Raw genomic sequence first — 18,070 nt, forward strand, 5'->3', positions numbered from 1 at the left:
GTCGCCAAACGTGCTACGAGTGTCCGCATCCGTGCGCAAGACGCTCGCCTGATCCGCCGTCACGTCAGATGCGCGATGACGGCATCCGCAACGGCGTCCGACGCTTCACGCAGCGGAAAATGCCCCGCGCCATCGACGATCACGCGCCGGTATCCCGCCGGAAAATACACGTCCTGTCCTTCCGAGCTCGCCGGTTCATCGCAGGAATCGGCGCCGCCTTGGATCATCAGCGCGGGTACGCCGATGCGCTCGATCGTCGCGAGCCGCGCATACAGTTTCGCGAGCGCCGGATCGGACGGCTGGTCGCTGCGCCAGCGACGCCGGTACGCGTTCAGCGTGATCGGCACCCAATCCGGGTTCTCGAAGGCGCGCGCCGTCGCCGCGAATTCTGCTTCGTCGAACCAGCCGGGCGGCGACCACGTGTCCCACTGGATGCGCGCGAAGCCTTTGGGATCGGCGGCGACGGCGTCCGGGCCGCCATCGAGCGACATGAACCATTGGTACCAGAAGCGCCGCGCCTGAGAGAAATCCGGCAGTTTGAAGACGCCGCGCGGCTGATACGCGAGCGCGAGCGCGGCCATGCGGCGCACGCGCTCGGGAAACAGCGCGGAGAGGGTGTACGCGGCGCGCGCGCCCCAGTCGTGGCCGACGACATCGAATTGCGCGATGCCGAGCGCATCGGCGAGATCGATGGCATCTTGCGCGAGCGCGACCCCCGAGCCGTCGCGCACGGTGTCGGCGGATAGAAAACGCGTGCCGCCCGCGCCGCGCAGTTCCGGAACGATGGTGCGATAGCCGCCTTCGTTGAGCCGTGCGGCGACCGCGTTCCAGGCGCGGGCCGCGTCGGGCCAGCCGTGAATCAGGAGGACGACGGGGCCATCGGCGGGACCGGAATCGGCGTAGGCGATATCGAGCGTCGGCGTGCGGGCGTGGCGTTCGAAGTCCAGCATGGCGAGACTCCTCGAAGGGGAACGCGGAAGGGAGCAGTCATTCTAGCGAGCAAGGCAAGCGCGCGCTCGACACGCTGGCGATGCGGCTCGCCGGACCCTCACGCCCCGATCAGCACCCCGCTCCTGATCGCCTTCTTCCCCGTCACGCGCCCCATCGGCGCGCCCGCATACACGAAGCGGATCGCGCGGCGCATGTAGAAGACGCCGTCGTTATCCGTGGCGATGGTGGTCACCGCATCGGTGACCGGATCGACGATATCGAACACCGGATCGCCCGCTCTGAGCAGTGCGCCCACCGTCGCCCGATACACGACGATCCCGCTCACCGGCGCGATCAACTGCTGGCTGCCCGCAAGCGGCGTCGCGGGTTGCGCAAGCGGCGGCGCGTCCTTCACATCGCCCTCGATCACGCCACGCGCGATCAGATAATCGACGATGGCATCGGCATCATGCGCGGCGGTGTCGTAATCGACATCACGCTGCCCGCGATGTTCGATCGTCGCCGCGATATTCGGCGCGCCGAGCGGCGTCCTCTCGCCGAGGCGCTCGCGCAGTTCGTTCCACAGCAGCGCGTGAACTTCGTCGAAAGACTGCCCGCCGGAATCGGTGGCGAGCAGCACGCCGTTCGCGCCGAGATGGCGCGCGAGCGGCTCGATCGCGGGCCAGCTCGCGGGGCTCGTATAAACGTGCATCGTCGCTTCGAGCGAGCAATGCAGATCGAGCACGATATCGGCTCGTGACGCCAGCGTCAGCAGCGCGAGCCGCAGCGATTCGAATTCGTTCTTCGCGGTCATTTCGCCGAGCATCTCGACGAGCGCGCCGCGCACAAGGCGCGCGTTGTGCGCGGCATCCGCGGACGATAAATGCGCGCCCACGCGCTCGATCAACGCCGCGGCGGGCGGCATCGGAAAGCTGCGGTTGAAGTTGTGGCCGCTGTTCGCCTCGAAGCGCCCGAGAAATTGCCCGAGCACATGCTGCGACAGACCGATCGGATTCGCCACCGGCACGAGCACGATTTCACCGCGCACGCGGCCTTCGGCGTCGAGCGCGGCGAGCCGCTTCTTCAACGTCCATGCGGTGAGCATCGCGGGCGTTTCGTCGGCGTGCAACGACGCCTGAATGTAGACCTTCTCGCCGTCGCGCTTCGCGTCGCCGAAATGAAAGCTGACGAGCTCGCGCGAGGTGCCGAGCGTCGTGGAAACGAGTGAATGGCGTCTGGTTTGCATCGAGAAATCCTCAGTCGCCGTACACGTCGAAGTCGAAGTACTTGCGCGCGATCTTCTGATACGTGCCGTCGGCGCGCATGTCGTTCACGGCCTTGTCGACTTTCGCCTTGAGCGCCGTATCGTCCTGGCGCAGGCCCATGCCGACGCCGTGATCGCCCATCGAAAGCGGCTCGCCGACGAACGAGAAGCCCGCGCCGCGCGGCGTCTTCAGGAACCCGTGCTCCGCTTCCACCGAACCGAGCAGCGCGGCGTCGATGCGTCCCGCGCTCAGGTCGTTCAGCACGCCTTCCATGCTCTGATACGACACCACCTCGACGCCGCCCGGCTGCCAGTTTTTCAGCGCGTAGGTTTCGAACTGGCTGCCGCTCTGCACGCCGATGCGCTTGCCCCGCAAGCCCTGCGCGCTCGCCGTGAGCGGCGTGCCCTGCTTCGCGATCAGGCGCGAGCGGAACTGAAAGAGCTTGGTGGAAAACGCGATCTGCTTCATGCGCTTGTCGGTGATCGCCATCGACGACATGATTCCGTCGATCTTGCGTGCCTGCAGCGCGGGAATCATCCCCGAGAATTCGAGTTCCACCCACTGGCAGCGCATCGCGATGCGGCGGCAGATTTCATCGCCGAGATCGACGTCGAAACCCGCGACGTGGCCGTCGGGCGTCTTCACGTCCATCGGGGGATAGCCGGGATCGATGCCAAGGCGCAGGGCGTCGGCATCTTTCGCCTGAAGCGGCGCGGCCGCGACGAGCGCGGCGGCCAGGAAGAGTGAGCTGAGTCTGTACATGAAGGCGGCGTCTCCGTTTTGGTGCCACCGATGGTACGAGCGCAAGACGCTCTCAAAAAGACGCATTTTGCTTATCATGATCACTTTTCGAGATCACCCGACGGAGACGCCGAGCGTGGATATGACTCTGACGCAATTGCGCATGTTCGTCGCCGTTGCCGAGGCGGGCAGCGTGCGTGCGGCCGCGCGGCGGCTCGATGTCGCGCAAAGCGGCATCACCCAGCAATTGCAGAAGCTCGAGACGCTCGCGGGCGGGCCGCTGTTCGAGCGGGACGTGCGCGGCGCGCGCCTGACGCCGGTCGGTGAGCGATTGCGTCTGCGCGCCGACCTGATTCTCGGCGAGTGCAGAAAGACCGAAGAAGAAATGCGCCAGTTGCGCGGCGAACTGACGGGCCGCGTTGCGCTCGGCCTCGCCGCGGAAGCGACGATGCGCCTCTTTCCCGCGCTGCTCGCGAGCTATCGCGAGCGCTGTCCGCGCATCGACGTGCATCTGACGAGCGCGACGTCGCGGATGCTGACTTCATGGGTTCGCGACGGCAGCCTCGACTTCGCGCTCGCCCTGATCTCCCCCGATGCCGACATCCACGACATGGACGCCACCCCGCTCTTCGACACCGAAGTCGCGGTGATCGCGCGGCGCGGGCATCCGCTCGGGCGTGCGCGCTCGCTGCGCGCCCTCCAGGACGCGGAATGGGTCAGCACGCGGCAACGCGGCGGCGGTGCGCTGGGCAACAAGCTGTCGGCGCTCTTCGAGCACGCGAAGCTCGCGCCGCCGCGCATCGCCGCGACGACCGAAGCCGTGTTCGACACCCTGCACTGCATTGCGTCGAGCGACTATATCGGTCTGGAACCCGCGAGCCTCGCCGGGCATCCGTTCTTCCGGGAGCACGTCGAGATCGTGCCTATCGCCGAGCGCGCCGCGAAAACGCCGGTATGTCTGCTGCGGCGCGCGGGCGTCCCTCTCACGCCCGCGGCGCAAGAACTGGCAACGATGGCCGTTTCGTTCGCGCGGATGCTTCCCGCTCAACGCGACGCGTGACGCGTGCCCTTCGATGCACCGGCGGCACGGGCGCGTCGCGTCGCCCAGCCTTTCTTCGCCGCCGCTGACCGATCCGCCGCCGAGCGCCGGCTCGCAGCCGCGTGCGATTGACGCGACAGGGACTTGTGCGAAGCGGCCTTGGTGCTTTCGCGTTTGAGCACGCGCGTGGACACGGCTGAACGCTTCGCCTTCGACTCGGTGCTCGGGCTTCGCTTCGTGCGATGCGCGGCCTTCGTGTCCTGCGCGGCCTTCTTGCGCGTGGCCTCGGACGTCGTGCCCTTCTTCGGCGCCTTCGTCTTCACGCCCGAGCGACGCGCTTCGGACAGCCCGATCGCGATGGCCTGCTTCGCCGACTTCGCGCCGTGCTTGCCTTCGCGAATGTGATCGATCTGCTCCTTCACGAACGCACCCGCCTGCGTGCTCGGGGACTTGCCTGCGCGCTTCGCCTTCGCTGCGCGCTCGAGGGTTTTCTTTTCGGGCATGTCGGACCTCCATATGAAGTGGACTGGCCCTTGACGCGCGAGCAACGTGCGTGCCCACATCGCGGCCTGTGCGCGCAACAGCGAGTGCACCGGTCGCATCGCTGTCTGGGATGCCGCGCAATCGCTTGCGGGTGGACAAACAGTGCGCTTTTTCCGCGAAATCGTCCGGTTCGGGGCGCATTTGTTCGAATCGATTAAAGCCCGTCAAGCCCTTGCCGTTAACGCGCTTATCCATATCACCCAGGTCGTTTCAAATTGAGGCCTGTTCTGCCTTTTGTTCTCGCGTTTGGCCTGGGCGGCCATGGATATGATCCAAACGGTAAGCACTTCCCCCTGGCACTGCAAACCCGACTCTCACTCATCAAGGAAGCAATATGCAAAAACTTCTGAAAGCCTTCGTGCGCGACGAACGTGGCGTCAGCGCCATGGAATACGCCATCCTCGCCGGCATCGTCGTGGTCGCACTGACCTTGGTCGGCTCGACCTTCAGCACCAACCTCTCGGACATTTTCACCAACCTGACCACCAAGGTTAAGAGCGCGGCAGGCGCCTAAGCAGTCGAGCATCAGGTCCGGGCCGTCAAACGCCCGGACCCCTGTATGGCCTAACCGAATCGAGTCCATCGTGACCGTACCGTCTCTCGTCATTCGTCTTGTCGTGCTGGGCGCCCTACTCTGGCTCGCTGTCATCGACGTACGCACCCGACGTCTGCCGACGAGCATCGTCCTCTCGATCGGTGCACTCTTTTTCGTCGATGCGCTCATCGCCGGCATGTCGCTCGACGATGTGATCTCGCATCTGCTGCTTGCAGTCGTCGTGTTTCTGGCCTGCGCGGTCCTGTTCGTCGCGCGGATGCTCGGCGGTGGCGACGCCAAGCTCGCTTCCGTCATCTTTCTCTGGGTGGGATTCGGTCTTTCGCTCGCCACGCTGACGCTCATCTCCGTGATCGGGACCGTGGTGTCGCTCGTGAGTCTCGCCACCCGCAACATGAATCCGTCTCAGCGCTTCGTGCCGCTGCGCGCGCTCGCGATGTTCTCCGCGGCGCGCGGCGTTCCGTACGGCGTGGCGCTCGCCTTCGGCGGCGGTCTCGTCATCGTGCTGCCTGCCCTGCTGCACCTCATCTCGACGCGATAGGACGACGTCCTCATGTCCAACATCATCAAGTTTGCCGTGCTGCTGCTCGGCGCACTCCTGGTCGCGCTGATCGTGCGCGTCGTCCTTGCGAGCGCGTCGCGCACGGCAAAGCCCGTCGTGACGAGCGAGAAAGTGCTGGTGAGCGCGGCGAACCTGCCGCAAGGCCTGTTGCTGCGCGACGAGGACCTCGCCTGGAAGGACATTCCCAAGGCGGACATTCCGTCCAGCGCCATCGTCGCGGGCGTCGCGGGTGCGCCCGACCTGAAGGGCGCGCTGCTGCGCCATCCGGTCGCGAGCGGCACCGTCCTCGTATCCGACGACGTCTTTCTGCCGAGCGCCCCCGGCTTCCTCGCCGCGACGCTCAAGCCCGACATGCGCGCGGTCTCGGTCGCCGTCGACGACGTGTCCGGCAACGCCGGGCTGATCCAGCCGGGCGATTACGTCGACCTGCTCCTCACGCAGCAAATGGACCGGCGCACCGAATCCCCGGATCTCGCGGTATCGAGCGAGACGGTGGTCGAGCACGTGCGCGTGCTCGCCGTCGGTTCCGAAATCAAGCGGCCGAAAAACGACAGCGACGCCGACGTCGCCGTGGTCCGCGCCCGCACCGTGACGCTCGAAGTCACGCCGCGCATGGGCGAAGTCGTGGCGGTCGCGGCGCGGCTCGGCAGCCTGTCGCTCGCGCTGCGCAGCTTCGCGACCGTCAGCCGCGAACCGGCGGCGGCCGCCGGCGCTTCCGCCGACGAGCGCAAGCCTCTCTGGGCCGGCGACATCTCCCGCGCCGTGCGCGAGCTGCCGCGCACGCGCCCCGCTCAGTCGGGCGCGCCGAGCGCCGCGCCGGCCATGCCGCGCACCGTGACCATCTACCGCGGCTCCGAGAAGTCGGAGACGTCGAGCGTTGCCCAGGCGGGCGGTTCGGGCCAGGGCGTCCCGCCGCTGCCCTCCGTGCCCGCGGAGCGTTGACACCGTGCCCCCGTTCGAAAGCGTGCCATCGCCAGGATTCACATTCATGAAGACGCAGTTCAGTCCGACTCGCACCGCGGGTCGCGCGGATAGCGCGCCAGTCGCCGTGCTTCTGGCGTGCGTGTCGCTCGTCGGGTGCGCCGCCGCGCATGCCGCGGAGCCGGCGAACATGCCGCCCTACGCCGGCGCGCCCTCGGCCGTGCGCGCCGCGAACGTCGCGCGCGGCGGCATGACGGACGCGATGGCGCCCGCCGGTGCCCAAGGCGCGCTCGTGCTCGACGCGGGCAAGGGCACGGTGTTGCCACTGAACGAAAACGCCGTCTCGGTCTTCGTCGCCGATCCCGCCGTCGCGGACGTGCACGTGCCCTCGCCCAGGGCGGTTTTCGTGCTCGGCAAGAAAACCGGCACGACGACGCTCTACGTGCTCGGCGCCAACAACCGTCCGCTCGTGCAGCGCACGATCGTCGTGTCGCGCGACATGATCACCTTGCGCGCCATGCTCGCCGCGCGCTTTCCGAACACGAACGTGCAGGTCGCGACGGGACAAGGCTCGCTGATGCTGAGCGGCCAGGCGGCGACGCCGGCGGATGCCGACGCCGTCGTCCAGGCGGTGACGCCCTATCTCGCCGACAAGGAAGTGCTCGTCAACCGCATGACGATCGACCGCCCGCTGCAAGTGCAGTTGCGCGTGCGCATCACCGAAGTGGATCGCAACATCACGCAGCAGCTCGGCATCAACTGGCAGGCGATGGGCAACGCGGTCGGCAACTTTTATGGCGGCATCTTCAGCGGCCGCCCGATCTACAACCTGAGCCAGCCGCTCACCGGCGCCAACGGCGCCGTGACCTATCCGGTCAATCTGCCGACCAACAACGCCTATTCGATCCTCGGCGCCTTCAGGACGAACAACGTGGACATCCGCGCGCTCGTCGACGCGCTGAATCAGGAAGGCCTGCTGACGGTGCTCGCCGAGCCGAATCTCGTCGCGCTGTCGGGGCAGACGGCGAGCTTTCTCGCGGGCGGCGAATTTCCGATTCCCGTTTCGCAGACCAACGGCGCGATCACCGTCGAGTTCAAGCAGTTCGGCGTCAAGCTCGATTTCACGCCGACCGTGCTCTCGGACCGGCGCATCAGCCTGAAGGTGCGCCCGGAAGTCAGCCAGATCGACACGACCGCGAGCGTGACGACCGGCGGCGTCACCGTGCCGGGACTCTCCGTTCGTCGCGCGGACACGACCGTGGAGCTCGCGAGCGGCCAGAGCTTCGCGATCGGGGGGCTCCTGCAGAGCAATACGAGCGACGTCGTTTCGCAGGTGCCGGGCCTGGGCTCGATTCCGATCCTCGGCAAGCTGTTCTCGTCGACGAACTACCAGAACAACAAGACGGAGCTCGTGATCATGGTCACGCCGTATCTCGTCGAGCCGACCGATCCGTCGAAACTGCGCACGCCGCTCGATTCGCTGATCTCGCCGTCGAGCGATGTCGAATACAGCTTCCGGCGCCAGAACGGCGGAGCGCCGGCTCAGGCCGGACAGCCGCGTCTCGTCGGCGCGGCCGGCTACGTCTATTGAGCCCGCGATGAAACACACACGACTGCTTTCGCTCCTTCTCGCCGGCTCGTTCGCCGTCGCCGCCGGCGGCTGCTTCAAGCCGCCGCGCAACATGCCGAACGAAACGGTGATCGGCTACGACGGCACGTCGGCCGTGCCGCCCGATTGCGACAGCCTCGCGCGCCCGTCGCTGCTGACTGACGCCGGCATCCGCCGCCCGAGCATGCAATGGGGCTGCGCGACCTACACGAATCTCGCCGCGCAACTCGCCCACCCCGAAGACGCCGTGCATCCGCAGACGCTCGGCCCGGCGAACGCGGCGGTGGCGGCGAGCGCGGTGCGGCGCTACGAGACCGGCCGCGTGATTCCGCTCGACAGATCGACCTCGCGCGACAGCAAGTGATGCGACGCAACACAGCCAGAAGCACATAAGGCCAGCCATGAGCACAGAGTTCTCCTTCTCGAAGAGCAAGTCCGGCACGCGCAACGCGGATTTCATCGCCTTCGTGTCCGATCGCAAGACCGAGCAGATCGTCAAGAGCTTCGTGCTCGAGCAGGCGATGCCGCACGCGCATATCGTCGTCGGCAGCGTCGACGACGCGATCGCGTATCTCGCCCGCGTCGACCGCTCGCCGCTCTTCCTGCTCGTCGACCTGCAGGACTCCGTGATGCCGCTGTCAGACCTCGGCCGCCTCGCCGAAGTGTGCGAGCCGTCGGTGCAGGTCGTGGCGCTCGGCGAGCGCAACGACGTCGGCCTGTTTCGCAGCCTGCTCAAGATCGGCGTGCGAGATTACCTCGTCAAGCCCATCACGGTCGAGCTGCTCAAGCGCACGGTCAACGTCTCCGAGGGCAAGGTGAGCCCGGTGATGCTCGCGCGCGCCGGCAAGACGATTGCGTTCACGGGCTCGCGCGGCGGCGTCGGGGTGACGACGCTCGCGCTCAACGTCGCGCGCCATCTGTCGGAAGACACGCATCGGCGCGTCGCCTATGTCGATCTGAACCTGCACGGCGGCGCAGCCAATTCGATGCTCGGTCTGCAGAGCAACAACGGGCTCATCGACGTGCTGCAGAACGTGCACCGCCTCGATCCGCAATACGTGGAGCGCACGCTCGTCGCCAAGGGCAGCCGGCTCTTCATGCTGTCGGCGGAACACGATTACGGCGCCGCGCGTCCGTTCGGCCCGGGCGCGTTGCCGCGCGTGCTCGAGCTGCTGTGCGACAGCTTCCACTACGTGATTCTGGACATCGGCACGGTGACGGACCCGCTCGCGCAGGAAGCCTTCGATCACGCCGCGCGGGTCTATCTGGTCGCGGACCGCTCGGTGCATTCCACACGGGAGACGATCCGCCTGCTGCGCCACATCGAGGACCGCGACAACAATCCGCCGACCTCGCTGCTGCTCAACAACCCGAACGCCGTGACGGGCGGCAAGGTGCAGGCGAACGACTTCATGACGGCAATCGGCCGCAACGTGCTGTACGAAATCCCGTTCGAAGCAAAGGCGCTCGCGACCGCCGAGAACCTCGGCGAAGCGCCTAAAGAAAAAGCGGTGAACGGCTTCAATCAGATGATCACGCGCATCGGCGGCGACCTCACCGGTCAGCAGATGAACGCCGAGCGCTCGTTCTTCCAGAAGCTCAGGCTCAGGAGAGGCTGATGTTCGGACAGAAGCAGGTTCCCCGCCCCGCGCCCGATCCGGACGCGGCGCCCGGCGCCGAAGCCGCGGCGGCAGCCGAGGCGCCGCCCCCGGTCGCGCCGGCCCCGCGCGCGCACGCGCCCGAGGGCGGTGAAGTGCTGGTGCGCTCGGACCTCTTCAAGGTGATCCGCAACGGCGTGTTCGCGGCGATGAACCCCTCGGCCGCCGTCGGCAAGACACGCGAGCAGATGAAGCCGGGCGTCGAGCAGCTCGTGCTGGACGTGGCGGAGCGCGAGCGGCTGAACATCACGATCGCGGAGCAGGGGCAGATCGTCGGCGAGTTGCTGAACGACATGTTCGGCCTCGGTCCGATCGAACCGCTGCTCGCCGACGACAGCATCACCGACGTGCTCGTCAACGGTCCCGATCAGGTCTATGTCGAGCGGCACGGGCGGCTCGAACTCACCAACTGCAAGTTCCGCGACAACACGCACGTGACCAACGTCGCGCAACGCATCGCGGCGGGCGTCGGGCGGCGTGTCGACGAAAGCAGCCCGATGGTCGATGCGCGTCTCGCCGACGGCAGCCGCGTGAACGTCGTGCTGCCGCCGCTCGCCATCAACGGCGCGTCGATCTCGATTCGTAAATTCTCGAAGCGCAACATCACGCTGCACCGCATGTCGCAGCAGGGCAACATGTCGGCCGCGATGGCCACCGTGCTCAAGCTCGCGAGCACGTGCCGGCTGAACGTGATCGTCTCGGGCGGTACGGGCTCGGGCAAGACGACGCTGCTCAATGCGCTGTCGCACTTCATCGGGCACGGCGAGCGCACCGTGACGATCGAGGATGCAGCCGAGTTGCAGCTCGTGCAGCCGCACGTCGTCAGTCTGGAAACGCGCCCCGAAAATGCCGAAGGGCTCGGCGCCGTCACGCAGCGCGATCTCGTGCGCAACGCGTTGCGGATGCGCCCCGACCGCATCATTCTCGGCGAAACGCGCGGCCCCGAAGCCTTCGACGTGCTGCAGGCGATGAACACGGGCCACGACGGCTCGATGACCACCATCCACGCGAACACGCCGCGCGACGGCATCACGCGTCTGGAATCGATGGTGATGATGGCGAACGGCAACCTGCCGCTGCTGTCGATCCGCCGGCAGATCGCGAGCGCGGTGCACATGATCGTGCAGATCGAGCGCATGCGCGACGGCATGCGGCGCGTCACGCGCATCACCGAGCTGGTGGGCATGGAAGGCGACGTCATCATCACTCAGGATCTCTTCACCTTCCGCTACGATGCGAGCGCGTACAGCGAGGAAGTCAAAGGCGTGTTCGAAACGGGCGCCGTGCGGCCGGCCTTCGCCGCGCGCGCCGCTTATTACGGTCTCGAAGATGCGCTGCTGGAGGCGATGCGGCCATGAGCTCCGTCGATCTGATCACCTTCTGCGCGTTCGCCATCGTCCTGCTGCTCGGCATCATGCTGCTCGTGGTGCAGGACATGCGCAGACAGCGCCCCGATGCGCGCATCCAGGCGCGGGTGCAGGCCGCCTTCCCCGCGGCCGGCCCGAACGGACGCGAGACCCGTCATGACCACTCCGACCTTTTCACCTTCAGCCGCAACGACAACGTCGTGAGCCGCTGGTTCGCGCCGAAGATCGCGCGCCTCAAAACGGTGGCCGGCGCAAGCGGACTGCGCGCGGTGATCATCACGGCGGTCATTTCCGAGGTCCTTGCGCTGGTGATGTCGAAGCTGCTGCCGCTGCCCGCGCTCGCAACGCCGGTGCTCCTGATCGGCCTGCCCGTGCTCGGCGCGATCCAGGCGTACCGGTTTCTCGTCGAACGATTCAAGCGCCGTTTTCTGGACGGTTTTCCCGATCTCATCGACCTGATCGTGCGCGCCGTGCGCGCGGGCGTCCCGGTGACACACGTGATGGGCGTCGCGTCGAGCGAATGCCCGGAGCCGCTCAGGAGCGAATTCCGGTTGATGGGCGACGGAATCAAGGTGGGGCTCGACCTGGAAGAGGTGCTCGCCACCGCGGTCACGCGCATCGGCATCGCGGACTTCTCCTTCTTCTGCGTCTGCCTGCTGCTGCAGCGCGAGACCGGCGGGCAGCTCGGCGAAACGCTCGAGAATCTCGCGGGCATCGTGCGCAAGCGCCGCGAGATCCGTCAGAAAACCAAGGCGCTGACGGGCGAGGCGCGCATCACGACCAAGATTCTCGCGGCGGTGCCTTTCTTCATTCTGGGCAGCATGTTCATGCTCAACCGCCCGTATCTGATGGTGCTGTTCAAAACGCCCCCGGGCCAGAAAGTGCTGACGTGCGCCGCGATTTCGCTCACGGTGGGACTGAGCCTCGTTCACAAGATGTCGAAACTGGATACCGCGCGATGAGTCAGGACAGACTCGAAACACTCATCAACCTGCTGATGCTGCTCGCGCTCGTCGTCGCGATCGTGCTGTGGTGGGCGACCAAGCATGGCGGGACGCGCGGCCGCATCGCCGAGCGCACGCGGCAGGCCGCCGTCGTGCAGCGCAATGAAAGCGCGCTCGCCGAAGAAGACGACGACGAAGGCACCGTGGCGCGCCTCACGCAGCGCCTCGCGCGCCTGGGCGACCGGCTGCCGCTCTTCGATGCCAAATACCGCGCGAAGCTGCGCACGCAGATGGTCCGCAGCGGCTATCGCAGCCAGTCGGCGGTGTCCGTGCTGCTTGCGATCAAGTTCGTCGTCGGGCTCATCTGCGCCGCGTTCGCGGTGATGCTCGGCTCGCACATTCCCGTGGTCGGCGGCTATCCGGCGGTGCGGGGCATCATGATGCTGCTGGTGTTCGTGGTCGGCATGATCCTGCCGGAATACGTGATCGCCTTCTTCGCAGCGCGGCGGCGCAAGGCCATGGCGTCGTGCCTGCCCGATGCGCTCGATCTGCTCGTCATCTGCACGAACGCGGGCAACAGCCTCGGCGTCTCGATCCGGCGCGTTGCCGACGAGTTGAAGTCCATCTGCCCGCCGCTTTCCGGCGAGTTTTCGCTGACCGCCGACGAACTGAAGCTGTCCGGCGACAGCACGCGCGCGTTGCAGGCGCTCGCCGATCGCATCGATCTGCCGTCGATCCGCGCACTGATCTCCACGCTCACGCAATCGATGCGCTACGGCACGCCGATCACGCAGGCGCTGCGCACGCTGTCGCATACCGAACGGCTTGCGCACATCGTGTCGCTCGAAGAAAAGGCGGCCAAGCTCGCACCCAAGATGGCCGTGCCGATGATGATCTTCATTCTTCCCGCGGTGATGCTGATCGCCGCAGGCCCGGCCGTCATACAACTCATGAGCGTCTTTGCAAAGCAATGAAGACAACGCAGATGTCACTTCCCGGCATGCGCCGCCTCGGCCTCGCGGCGTGCTGTGCGACGCTCGTGATCGCCCTCGGCGCATGCACGACGACCACCCGCCAGAGCGTCGACAGCCGTCCCGTCATGCGCAATTCCGCGCCCAGCACGATGAGCGAGCTGCGCATCGCCGACACCGCGCTCGATTCGGGCAATGTCGAACTTGCCACCTCGCTCTATGAAAAAGCCGTGCAGGCGGACCCGCACTCGGTCGCGGGCCTCACGGGTCTCGGCAACACGCTCTACACGGTCGGCGACTTCACGCGCGCGGGCGTCTACTACGATCGCGCCAGCAAGGCCGACGCGAACGCGACCGCGCCGCTCATCGGACTCGCGCGCGTCGCCATGCGTCAGCGCCGCTTCGACGACGCCATCTCGACCTACCGGCGTCTGCTCGCGCTGACGCCCGACGACCCGCTCGCCTCGGCCGGGCTCGGCGCCGCGCTCGACCTGAGCGGCGATCACACGGGCGCGCAGGCCGTGCTGCGCGAGGCGCTCAGGAAGAATGTCGGGGATCCGCTGCTCTCCGTGAATCTTGGCCTGTCGCTGACGCTCTCCGGCGATCCGCGCGAAGGCGCAAACGTGCTGCTCGACGTGACGCGCTTTCCCGCCGCGCCGCCGCAGGCGCGCCAGGACCTCGCGCTCGCCTACGGGCTGCTCGGTAACCGCGAAGCGGCCGCAGAAATCCTGTCGCGCGATCTGCCGAAGGCATCGGTCGAGGACAATCTCCGTTACTACGACATTCAGCGCGAACTGATGTCCCGGCCCACGTCCGCGCAGCCCGCGGCGCCGTCCGCGATTCCGACGGCCCAGATGCAGACGACGCGCCTCAAATGAAAGCCGCCGCGCGCCGCCTTCCACGACCGCCGGGCGTCGCGACGCGGATCCTGCGCGACGAGCGCGGCATCGCGTCGATCGAATTCGCGTTCGTCGCCGTTATCGCGGTCATCCTCATCATCGGCACGATCGAGATCGCGCTGGAAATGATCGTCGATGCATCGGTGCAGGCGGCCGCGCAGGCGGCGTCTCGTGTGGGCCTGACAACGACCGCGCCGAGCACGGGTAGCCGCGCCCAGGAGGCGCAGAGGATCGTCGAGACGATCCTGGGTGGATGGAGGAACGCAAACGCGACCATCACGGTCACCGAACTGAACTACGGCAGCTACGGCTACGGCAATGTCGCTAGCTCGACCTACACGCCGACGCAGGACATGGGCGGATACGGCGACGTGGTCGCCTACAACATACAGCTCAGGATGCCCGGCATCACCGGCATACCGGCGATGTTCGGCGTGAACGAACTGATCTTCGAGCGCAATTTCATCGTGCAGAACGAAAAATGAGAACGACCAGCGAAACGGTGCGATCGATCTGCCGGAAGCTCACCCGCGTGCTGCGCTCGGATCGCGGCAGCGTGTCCATCGAGTTCGTCATCATCGTGCCGCTCATGCTGCTCGTGATGCTCGGCTTCACCGAGGTCTACTTGTACATGCGCGCGGTCAGCGCGGTCGATCGTACGGCCTTCACGCTCGCCAATACCATCGGTCAGATGACCTCGATCATCGCCGACAACAACGATACCGCCGATGCGAACAGCTACGCCTCGCTGTGGCAGGACGCGTTGCTGCTCGCCGCACCGTATCAGTTGAAGGACAACGGCATGGTCTACGTGACCTTCGTGTGCGATCCGGATTCCAGCGGCAAATGCAAGGACATGGATAACTCCATGACGACCGTCACGCCGAAGGTCCAGTGGTCGGCATCTCCGCCTTCATGGACCAACAGCAAGAGCTCGGGCATGGCGTCGAGGATTTCGGGCACGAGTCCGTTGCCCGCTTCGTGGCCTTTTCGCACGGGAGATTCGGCGATCATCGTGGAAGTATTCATGTCGTACAACCCGTTCACCATGAGCTCCAAATTGATCTCGGGGCTGCCGGGCCAGCAGACCGTGTACCGCCGCGTGTATGTGCGGCCGCGTGCGCCGAGAGCGTTCTTCTGACGTTCGCGTGGTCACGGACGTCCACATGGAATTCAAACGCAAAGGGTTCAGGCTCATGACGATTTCGTCGACGCTGCGCGCATGCAGCCGGCTGCCGCAAAGCGCAGGGGGCAGCGTCGCGATGATGTTCGCGATGTGCGCGAGCACCATGATCGGGTCCATGTGCGTGGCGCTCGATGCGATCGACTACGTGATGACGCAGGGCCGCATGCAGATGGCGCTCGATGCCGCCACGTTGTCGGCGGGCGTCGATCTCCAGCGCTATGGCAACACGCCGACCGGCACGAGCCTCTCCAACTGGCAGAAGGACGCGCGTGCGTACTACGACGCGAACAGTCCTTCCGGCATGATGGGCTTCACCATGCCCGACGGGCAGTTTTCCGCGACCGTATCGGGCGCGCCCGCTACCGGACAGACCATCGCGCTGTCGGCGTCGGGATCGCTGCCCTTGCTTGCGCCGAAGATTCTCAGCAAGACATCCGGTGGCGACTCCGGCACGGGTTCCGGCGGCGGAACGGCACCGCCGGATACTTCGACGGTATCGGCAAACAACACAGCCCTGCGGCTGCCGCAGAGCACGCTCGAACTCGTCATGGTGCTCGACAACACCGGCTCCATGAGAGACCCCGCGAACGGCAAGTCCGGCGCGACCAAGATGAGCGGACTGCAGGCTGCGGCCAACTCGCTGATCGGCGACCTGCTGCCGGGCGGAAGCACTTCCACCAGCAAGAACTTCATCGGCCTGGTGCCGTTCGCGAGCACCGTCAACACCACGGGCGCCCTGCCGTCCGGCGGCAGCTGGCTCAGCGCGACGCTGCCGAGCTACAACACGAGCGGCGTGACGACGGGCGCGTGGAGCGGCTGCCCGATCGAGCCGCGCACCAGCGGCAATCTCTCGCCCGAGGCGTACTCGCCGCTCGACACGCGCAAGTTCCAGCGTTACTACTACAACGTGCCGACGAGCAAGCTCAAGGTGGTCACCTATAGTTCGTCGACGCGGTACAGCGCGTGCAATACGTCGGGCAGTTCGTCGTCGACCGTCTCGAACGTGCCATTCACCATCGGCTCGTCGGGGTCGGCGAACAAGTGCAACAGCCCGAGCGGCGGCACGGGCACCGGCATCGGCACCCAGTTCGACGAGACCAACACGACCGGGCAGAACCTGACGCAGAACTCCGGCTGCCTCGCCACCTCGATGACCTTCCTCACGCAGAACGCCACCACGCTCACCACGGCCGTCAGCAAGATGACGCCGTCGGGCTCGACGATCATTCCGGTCGGCCTTCTGTGGGGCTGGCGCATGCTGGAGCCGTCGTGGTCGCAGAACGTAGCCGGCACGAAGAACGGCTGGATTTCGTCCGACCCGAGTCTGCCGAAGCCCACCGACGGCTCCGTGCAGAATCTTCAACGCGTGATGATCGTCCTCACCGACGGCCTCAACCAGATCGGCGCGGCGGGCTCGATTCCCAACACGCTGTATTTCAACGGCCTTTCGGGCGTGGGCACCAACAGCCTGTCGGCGCCGACCGTGATCCGGGCCGACGGCACCACGATGTCGAACGCGCTCACGGACTCGTCGGAGCTGCACGGCGGCAGTCCCATCGACGCTTCGAGCGGCAACAACGCGGGTTATCCCGACGACGCCAACTCCTACCAGCAGGCGATCTGCACGGCAATCAAGGTGCGCGGCATCACGATCTATTCGATTACGTTCGGCGCATCGGCATCCAGCTCGAGCGCACAGGTCACGATGCAGAACTGCGCGAGCCCGGGCAACTATTACCACGCGCCGGACAATACGACGCTCGACAACATCTTTCAGCAGATCGCCGGCAATCTGGGCGTGCTGCGTCTCACGAAATGACAGCTACCGCTTCGCTTCGTCGAATGAAGGCATCTCGATGTCCTTGCTCGCCGAACGCAAGTCATCGCGCGCCTCCTGCGCGAGCTTTTCATAACGCTTGCGAAAAACGGTGAGTTCCTTTTCGTCGAGCTCTTCGAGATCGAGCAGCGCGTTATGCGCCTTGTCGATCGCGCGAATGAGCTCATCGAGCTTGATCTGCATCGCGGCGGTGTCGCGGTTCTGCGTGTTCTGAATCAGGAAGACCATGAGGAACGTGACGATCGTCGTGGACGTATTGATGACGAGCTGCCATGTGTCGCTGAAATGAAAGAGCGGCCCCGATGCGGCCCAGACGATGACGAGCACCACCGCGGTCACGAAGGTCGATGCGTGCCCCGCCACTTGCGCGAGCCCATTCGAGAACTTGAGGAACCAAGAAGTCTTCATTCGGCGTCTCCTGATGGTCGGGTTGAATGCGGTTGCACGGCCGCGGCTAGAATACCGCTTGTGAACAAGAAGCCCAAACCCGTCGATTTTCACGCGCCGTCCGAGATCGTCGCGCAACGCCTCATCGGCGCGATCGTGACCGTCGACGGTGTCGGCGGCCGCATCGTCGAAACGGAAGCCTATGACCGGGAAGATCCCGCCTCGCACAGCTTCTCCGGGCCGACGCCGCGCAACGCGGTCATGTTCGGGCCGCCCGCCCATGCCTATGTCTACCGTTCCTACGGCATTCACTGGTGCCTGAATTTCGTGTGCCGCGAGGCCGGCCACGGCGCCGGGGTGCTGATTCGCGCGATCGAGCCGCTCGTCGGCATCGACGAAATGCGTGCGCGGCGCGGACTGGAGCCGCTCAAGCTTCTATGCTCGGGGCCGGGCCGCGCCGCGCAGGCGCTCGGCATCACGCACCGGAACAACGGCATGTCGCTGCTCGAAGCGCCGTTTCATATCGAGCCGCCCGAGGAAGACTTCCCGATCGTGCACGGACCGCGCATCGGCATCACCAAGGCGATGGACGTACCCTGGCGTTTCGGGCTTGCCGGTTCGAAGTTCGTCAGCAAGCCCTTTCCCAAGGCGTGATGCG

21 protein-coding genes are annotated in these 18,070 nt (G+C 66.1%); 16 read left to right on the forward strand and 5 right to left on the reverse strand.

The features are described 5' to 3' along the window. Positions 1–59: 59 nt before the first annotated feature. The 3 genes from NCT32_RS18650 to NCT32_RS18660 all read right to left on the reverse strand — a co-directional run bounded on the left by NCT32_RS18650 (position 60) and on the right by NCT32_RS18660 (position 2,957). Positions 60–950, reverse strand: coding sequence for an alpha/beta fold hydrolase (locus NCT32_RS18650; RefSeq protein ID WP_061118054.1), 891 nt, complete (start codon positions 948–950; stop codon positions 60–62). Between the two features lie 98 nt (positions 951–1,048). Next, positions 1,049–2,176: a succinylglutamate desuccinylase/aspartoacylase family protein gene (locus tag NCT32_RS18655; RefSeq protein ID WP_061118053.1), complete on the reverse strand. Its 1,128-nt coding sequence runs from the start codon at positions 2,174–2,176 to the stop codon at positions 1,049–1,051. Positions 2,177–2,186: 10 nt separating this feature from the next. Then, complete coding sequence (locus NCT32_RS18660) at positions 2,187–2,957, reverse strand: transporter substrate-binding domain-containing protein (RefSeq protein WP_061118052.1); 771 nt, start codon at positions 2,955–2,957, stop codon at positions 2,187–2,189. Between the two features lie 121 nt (positions 2,958–3,078). Between NCT32_RS18660 and NCT32_RS18665 the strand changes: the two genes are divergently transcribed. Next, on the forward strand, positions 3,079–3,996 hold the full coding sequence (locus tag NCT32_RS18665) for a LysR family transcriptional regulator (RefSeq protein WP_250490483.1): 918 nt from the start codon (positions 3,079–3,081) through the stop codon (positions 3,994–3,996). Here the strand turns inward: NCT32_RS18665 and NCT32_RS18670 are convergent. Further along, entirely contained in the window at positions 3,981–4,478 is a 498-nt protein-coding gene (locus NCT32_RS18670) for a DUF6496 domain-containing protein (protein ID WP_061118050.1), read from the reverse strand. The two genes, NCT32_RS18665 and NCT32_RS18670, sit on opposite strands and share 16 nt — an antisense overlap. A 46-nt stretch (positions 4,479–4,524) precedes the next feature. Between NCT32_RS18670 and NCT32_RS18675 the strand changes: the two genes are divergently transcribed. The 14 genes from NCT32_RS18675 to NCT32_RS18740 all read left to right on the forward strand — a co-directional run bounded on the left by NCT32_RS18675 (position 4,525) and on the right by NCT32_RS18740 (position 17,007). Then, positions 4,525–4,737 carry a hypothetical protein gene (locus NCT32_RS18675; RefSeq protein ID WP_143756327.1) on the forward strand — a complete coding sequence of 71 codons (213 nt, stop codon included), beginning with the start codon at positions 4,525–4,527 and terminating at the stop codon, positions 4,735–4,737. A 115-nt stretch (positions 4,738–4,852) separates the two neighbouring features. Continuing rightward, positions 4,853–5,032, forward strand: a complete 180-nt coding sequence (locus NCT32_RS18680) for a Flp family type IVb pilin (RefSeq protein WP_061118049.1) — start codon at positions 4,853–4,855, stop codon at positions 5,030–5,032. A 70-nt stretch (positions 5,033–5,102) separates the two neighbouring features. Beyond that, positions 5,103–5,612 carry a prepilin peptidase gene (locus NCT32_RS18685; RefSeq protein WP_061118048.1) on the forward strand — a complete coding sequence of 170 codons (510 nt, stop codon included), beginning with the start codon at positions 5,103–5,105 and terminating at the stop codon, positions 5,610–5,612. A gap of 12 nt (positions 5,613–5,624) precedes the next feature. Further along, positions 5,625–6,575 (forward strand): Flp pilus assembly protein CpaB, encoded by a 951-nt coding sequence (gene cpaB, locus NCT32_RS18690; RefSeq protein ID WP_250490473.1) that lies wholly within the window; start codon positions 5,625–5,627, stop codon positions 6,573–6,575. Between the two features lie 169 nt (positions 6,576–6,744). Then, positions 6,745–8,145, forward strand: coding sequence for a type II and III secretion system protein family protein (locus tag NCT32_RS18695; protein ID WP_061118146.1), 1,401 nt, complete (start codon positions 6,745–6,747; stop codon positions 8,143–8,145). A gap of 7 nt (positions 8,146–8,152) precedes the next feature. Beyond that, a complete protein-coding gene (locus NCT32_RS18700; protein WP_061118046.1) occupies positions 8,153–8,527 on the forward strand; it encodes a CpaD family pilus assembly lipoprotein in 375 nt (124 codons plus the stop codon). A gap of 37 nt (positions 8,528–8,564) precedes the next feature. After that, positions 8,565–9,782 (forward strand): AAA family ATPase, encoded by a 1,218-nt coding sequence (locus NCT32_RS18705; protein ID WP_061118045.1) that lies wholly within the window; start codon positions 8,565–8,567, stop codon positions 9,780–9,782. Beyond that, positions 9,782–11,179 carry a CpaF family protein gene (locus NCT32_RS18710; RefSeq protein ID WP_061118044.1) on the forward strand — a complete coding sequence of 466 codons (1,398 nt, stop codon included), beginning with the start codon at positions 9,782–9,784 and terminating at the stop codon, positions 11,177–11,179. The genes NCT32_RS18705 and NCT32_RS18710 overlap by 1 nt, the downstream gene beginning before the upstream one ends. Next, on the forward strand, positions 11,176–12,150 hold the full coding sequence (locus tag NCT32_RS18715) for a type II secretion system F family protein (protein ID WP_061118043.1): 975 nt from the start codon (positions 11,176–11,178) through the stop codon (positions 12,148–12,150). Before NCT32_RS18710 ends, NCT32_RS18715 begins: the two co-directional genes overlap by 4 nt. Then, complete coding sequence (locus NCT32_RS18720) at positions 12,147–13,106, forward strand: type II secretion system F family protein (RefSeq protein WP_061118042.1); 960 nt, start codon at positions 12,147–12,149, stop codon at positions 13,104–13,106. Before NCT32_RS18715 ends, NCT32_RS18720 begins: the two co-directional genes overlap by 4 nt. A gap of 11 nt (positions 13,107–13,117) precedes the next feature. Further along, a complete protein-coding gene (locus NCT32_RS18725) occupies positions 13,118–13,981 on the forward strand; it encodes a lipopolysaccharide assembly protein LapB (protein ID WP_250477456.1) in 864 nt (287 codons plus the stop codon). Beyond that, positions 13,978–14,487: a TadE/TadG family type IV pilus assembly protein gene (locus NCT32_RS18730; protein ID WP_061118041.1), complete on the forward strand. Its 510-nt coding sequence runs from the start codon at positions 13,978–13,980 to the stop codon at positions 14,485–14,487. Before NCT32_RS18725 ends, NCT32_RS18730 begins: the two co-directional genes overlap by 4 nt. After that, positions 14,484–15,143: a TadE/TadG family type IV pilus assembly protein gene (locus NCT32_RS18735; RefSeq protein WP_250477457.1), complete on the forward strand. Its 660-nt coding sequence runs from the start codon at positions 14,484–14,486 to the stop codon at positions 15,141–15,143. The genes NCT32_RS18730 and NCT32_RS18735 overlap by 4 nt, the downstream gene beginning before the upstream one ends. Before the next feature lie 25 nt (positions 15,144–15,168). Beyond that, positions 15,169–17,007, forward strand: a complete 1,839-nt coding sequence (locus NCT32_RS18740; RefSeq protein WP_250490474.1) for a VWA domain-containing protein — start codon at positions 15,169–15,171, stop codon at positions 17,005–17,007. 3 nt (positions 17,008–17,010) lie between these two features. On the opposite strand, the gene NCT32_RS18745 is transcribed toward NCT32_RS18740, so the two are convergent. Next, complete coding sequence (locus tag NCT32_RS18745; protein WP_061118040.1) at positions 17,011–17,433, reverse strand: low affinity iron permease family protein; 423 nt, start codon at positions 17,431–17,433, stop codon at positions 17,011–17,013. A 60-nt stretch (positions 17,434–17,493) separates the two neighbouring features. On the opposite strand from NCT32_RS18745, the gene NCT32_RS18750 reads away from it, so the two are divergent. Next, a complete protein-coding gene (locus tag NCT32_RS18750; protein WP_061118039.1) occupies positions 17,494–18,066 on the forward strand; it encodes a DNA-3-methyladenine glycosylase in 573 nt (190 codons plus the stop codon). Positions 18,067–18,070 lie beyond the last annotated feature (4 nt).

It is taken from the genome of Caballeronia sp. INML2 (assembly GCF_023631365.1).
Classification (GTDB): domain Bacteria; phylum Pseudomonadota; class Gammaproteobacteria; order Burkholderiales; family Burkholderiaceae; genus Caballeronia; species Caballeronia turbans.